Source organism: Streptomyces odonnellii, from assembly GCF_000981895.1.
In the GTDB taxonomy this organism is placed as follows: Bacteria; Actinomycetota; Actinomycetes; order Streptomycetales; family Streptomycetaceae; genus Streptomyces; species Streptomyces odonnellii.
Genome location: NZ_LATD01000452.1, coordinates 1 through 4,770 on the forward strand (window position 1 = coordinate 1; position 4,770 = coordinate 4,770).

Annotated in this window: 1 protein-coding gene; it reads right to left on the minus strand. The window is 69.9% G+C overall.

The annotated features are described in order from the left end of the window. Positions 1–575: 575 nt before the first annotated feature. Positions 576–4,373, minus strand: coding sequence for an Ig-like domain repeat protein (locus WH07_RS32640; protein ID WP_046508171.1), 3,798 nt, complete (start codon positions 4,371–4,373; stop codon positions 576–578). Between the last annotated feature and the right edge of the window lie 397 nt (positions 4,374–4,770).

Below are 4,770 nucleotides of genomic sequence, written 5' to 3' on the forward strand. Positions count from 1 at the left end.
GTCCGGTACGGCGCCGTCCGCACCCTGCCTCCCGCTCGCACCGCCACCCGGCCGCGTGCCCGTACCAGGCGCGCCCGCGCCCGTACCCCCGTCCGTACCCGAGCCCCCGTCCGACGGCTCTCCCCCTTCACCAGGGCCAAGAGCGGATGCTTCAGAGCGTGGAGAATCGGTGGCCATGAGCCGGATCATAGGACCCTTCGGCCAACTAAGGGGATCCCCGCCTGCGGCGCGATTTACACGATCGTGTCGAGTGAGCCGATCAAAAGCCCCATTTGGGAAGAAAGCGCCGCCAATCATTCATCAAGCAATCAACTTTAGTTGACTTACGCTCAGGTCAAGTACAGGATCGAGACGCTGGGGATGCACCTCTTGGCCGTTTCTCGACGGCACCCGGCTTCGCAGGGCGCTGGGCGCCGCTGCCCCACGGGGGTGGGCAACAGTGCCCGGCGCCAGAGGCCTCAGGGTCATGTGTGCCGGGACGCGGTCGGGGGGAGGAGCGGGGCGGCTCCTCCCCCCGACCGCCTTTCATCGTGCGGGTGTTGGGTCAGTTACGTGCGGGTCGGCCCCAGGCCTCCTCACGTCAGCCTCACCTGCTTCTTCGCCGACGTACTCGACACGAAGTTCCCGTTCCCGGAGTACGACGCGGTGACCGTCGCCGTCCCCTTCACCTTCGGCAGCGTGACCGAGAAGCTGATCACGCCCTTCTTCGCGGCCGTCAGACTCACCTTGGTGGTCGTGGTCGTTCCGCCCGCCTTCGCCGTGACCGTGATCGTGCCGGTCGGATAGTCCGCGGCGCTGTGCCCGCCGACCACGACCTTGACCGTTTCCGACTTCCCGCGCGCCAACGTCGTCTTCGACAGCGTCAGCGAGGTCGTCGTCTTCGCCTTGGCGACCGTGAGCTTCTGCGTCACGACATCGCTGGGCTCGACGAGATCGGTGCCCAGATACCGTACGGACACGGTGTGCGCTCCGACCGGCAGGGACGCGGGGAGCTTGAACGTACCCGCCCCGCTCGCCCCGACCTTCGCGGTCAGCGAACCCGTACCGTACGAGACACTCACCGTGCCGTTCGTCGCCCCGGCCACCGAGAAGACGCCGGACACGGCGTGCCCGTACTCGGCGGACTTCGAGACCAGGGCCATGGCGATCGCGCTGCGGCCCTTCGTCAGTACCAACTGAACCGGCGCCGAGGACGAGACGTCCGCGGTCCCGGTGCCGCCGAAGGCCGCGGTGAAGGTGTGCGTACCGGCCTTGAAGCCGGCCGGGATCCGCAGGGACGCCGCCCCGCCGGAGACCTTGGCCGTACCGAGGACTGTGGTGCCGTCCCGGAAGGTGACCGTACCGCCGTCGGTCACCGCGCCATCCACGGTTCCCGCCGTACCCGCTCCCGTCACCGTCGCCTTCAGCGTGACCGACTGGTTGATCCGCGGCGCGGCCGGGTCGAGGGTGAGCGCGGTCGAGGTGGTCGCCAGAACGGTGACGCCCGCCGTACCCGTGAAGCCGGAGCCCGCGCCCGCCGCGCTGATCACGGCCTTTCCGTACGACTGGTCGGCCGGAAGGACGGCCTGGAACGTCACGGTGCCGTCGCCCGTCGCGACCGCGCTGCCCAGCGCCACCGGGCCGCCTGTCGTGGAGCCACCCGCCGCCGAGCCGAGCGTGAACGCCACGCTCTCGCCGTCGCGGTAGCCGCTCCCGGTGACCGTGACCGTGGCCCCGGGCTCCGGCGTCGCGTCGTTGACGGTCAGCGTGCCCGGCCGGGAGAGCGCCGCGTACTCGGCGCAGACGTCGCCCTGGACACCGACCGCGGGCGCCGCGGGCGCGGGCTCGGCCACCCCGTCGTCCTCGCGGACCGCGATGGTGCCGAAGTCCTGGGCGCCGAGGACCGCGTTGCTGGAGTTGGACACGCCGAGCTTGTACGAGGTGGTGGGCGTCGCCCCGGCGGCGGTGTCGCCGGTCACCGGGATGTCGACCACCTGGCAGGTCTCGCCGGGCGCGAAGGTGACCTTCTGCATGGCGAGTCCGACCTTGCCGGTCGCCGAACCGACCACCGTGGCGTACGCCGTGACCGGGGCGGTGCTCGTACGCGACAGATAGACCGCGGCCTGCACCGCGCCCGGTCCGTTGCCCTCCTCGGTCTTCGTCGACGCGACGTTGACGGTCGGGCGGGCCTGCGGGCTCGCCGTACCGAGGCTCTTGTCGGCGAAGGCCAGGTCGGAGAGGTACACCCCGCCGCTCGCGGTGGCGTCCGCGCCGACCGCGCCGGTGAAGGTGACCTTGGTGATGTGCTTCAGATCGAGCCCGGCCTCGGCCAGGGCCGCCGTCTCCACCGCCACCTGCTGGAGCACGATCTTGCCCAACTGCGTCGCGCCGCTGGCCGGCATCCTGGTCACACCCCAGGTGTTGAGGGCGGAGACCAGGCTGCTCCAGGTGTGCCCGGCGGAGTCGGTGACGCTCAGCGTCATGTCCGTACCGGTGGTGACGCTCTCGTCGGGCGACATGGCGACGGTCATCTCGTCGTACGCCGACACGTTCTGCTGGGCGGACGGCAGGGTCACACCGAGCGCGCCGGTCGTGGCCGTCCAGGTGAGATGCGTCATGACATTGAGCGGGACGTTCGGCGCGAAGGAGGCCGGAGTCCAGTGCGGGAGCTGCTGGTTGGTGAGGGTGCTGCCGGGGTTGGTGCACAGCGGGTACGGCTGGGGAACCGTACGCCCCGACTTGCTCGCGCAGATCGTGGCCGTCGCCGCCGACGTCGTACCGATCAGCGGGCTGGTGGTCTTGAACGCGGTGATGTCACGGCGTGTGGACGACGGCTGCTGTGCCACCGTACGGACGTCCCCCGCGAAGGCGGCCACCGAGGGCGGGGTGAGCTGCGAGCCGTCGAACAGGCCCTGGAACTGGGTCCTGCCGCGCAGGGTCAGCTCGAAGAACCCGGAGATGTAGGCCGCGCCGAGCCGGTACTGCTGCTCGGCGGTCATCCGGAGGTTCTTCCCGGAGGCCAGGGCGGCTGCGCTCGTACCGCACACCGGGTCTGCGGTGTTCGACCAGTCGTCGGAGCCGCCCGGGGAGGGCGGTGTCCACTGCGAGTTGAAGAAGTTGTGGTCCGCGCCCATGACCCAGACGTTGGAGCGCAGCACGTTGTCGGAGAACGCGTCGCGCGAATCCGCGTAGAAGTGCTGTCCCTGCTGGTCGGAGACGTCGCCGTCGCAGTACGGCAGCATCGTGGTGGTGACCACGTCCGGCAGCGTCGTACGGGTGAAGTCGACCGGGGCCAGCGGGAGTACGGACTTGATCTTCCACGGGTCCGGCAGGGCCGCGTTGAGGGCGGCCGCCGAGACGACTCCCTCGCCGCCGCGCGAGTGGCCCATCAGCCCGATCGAGCCGAAGTCCATGGTGCCGACGAGCTGGGACGCGGTGATGGCGGAGCCGGGGTAGGTGGCCTTGCCGGCGGTCAGCGCCTGCTCCAGGGTGACGTCCTGATCCGTCACCGCGTCGTGGTACGAGACGGGCTCGCCGGCGTTGGCCTTCTTCAGCATGGCCAGCGTGTCGAGAACGAGCTGGCCGCGGCTGGCGGCGCCGTTGTCGGGCGAGAGCTGGTTGTCGTTGGCGTTGATCGCGTTCGCGGAGATCGACACGACGGTGACACCGTCGGCGGCGAGGGCCTCGGCGGCAGCGTCGTACCCGGCGAAGCTGGGGATCGGCGCCGTACCGGGCGCACAGGGCCAGCCGCTCGCGCCGCGCAGGGTGGTGAGGTTGTAACAGGAGCTGTGGCGGCCGTGCAGGAAGACCGCCACGGGGTGCGGCTTGCCGTCGGTGGGCAGATAGATACGCCCCTGGAACTCGCCGCGTATACCGCCGATGTCGGCAAGCGGGATGGACTGCGCGCCGAAGTTGTAGTCGGCGATGGTGTACGAACCGGTGCCGATGGTGGTCGGGTCGTCGGGGGTGGTGCCCTCCGGCCCTTCCTCGCCCGCGAGTTCCCTGGCCTCGTTGGCCTCGGTCAGCTTGCGCGCCTTGGCCTGGGCGGAGGGCGAGACGAGGGCGGTGGGTCCGGTGGCGGTGCTGTCGCCACCGCTGGACCACTGCCAGTCGATCTTCTCGGCCTCGGCGACGGAGGAGTCGGTCGTCGCGACGGTGAGGGTACGCCCGTCGGCGGACTCGGCGGCGGGCCCCAGATCCCTACCGTCGGCGACGAGTTCGGGCAGGTCGTCCTTGACGGGGAGGGGGGCGTCGAGCTTGAGGGATACGAGATATCCGCCGGCGGCGCGGGTGACGGTCCAGCCGTCGCCGGAGCGGACGACGGGGGAGTCGCCGGAGGGGGCGGCGAGGGCGGTTGGCGCCACGGAGAGGGAGAGCGCGCTGAGCGCTACCACGGCGGCGAGTGCGGCGAGGGGACGGAGGGGCGTCCGCGGGGGTCTTGAGGCGGGTGTAGAGGCGGGTCTTGATATATCCGCTCTTCGTATGTGCACGGGTGCCTGACCTCACTTTTCGAGCGCGCGGACGACAGCCGTCCACGCAAGGCGCGTCGCGTCGGGGGACGCGAGGCGCTCGACTGATCGAGAGCCGGGCAAACGTTCACATCTGAACTATCTGAATTGGGCAATGAAACCCAGAAGTTTCCCACTTTTGATCTCGGTGTCACGGAAAACGGATTGAACGATGACGTACCGGATATGTCGGCCGAGTGGGCTGACCTGGGGGTTCGCAGAATCCGTAACAAGGGGCCGGAGGGCGTTCCAAGGGTTGGACAGGTAGGGCACGGGGCGGGGG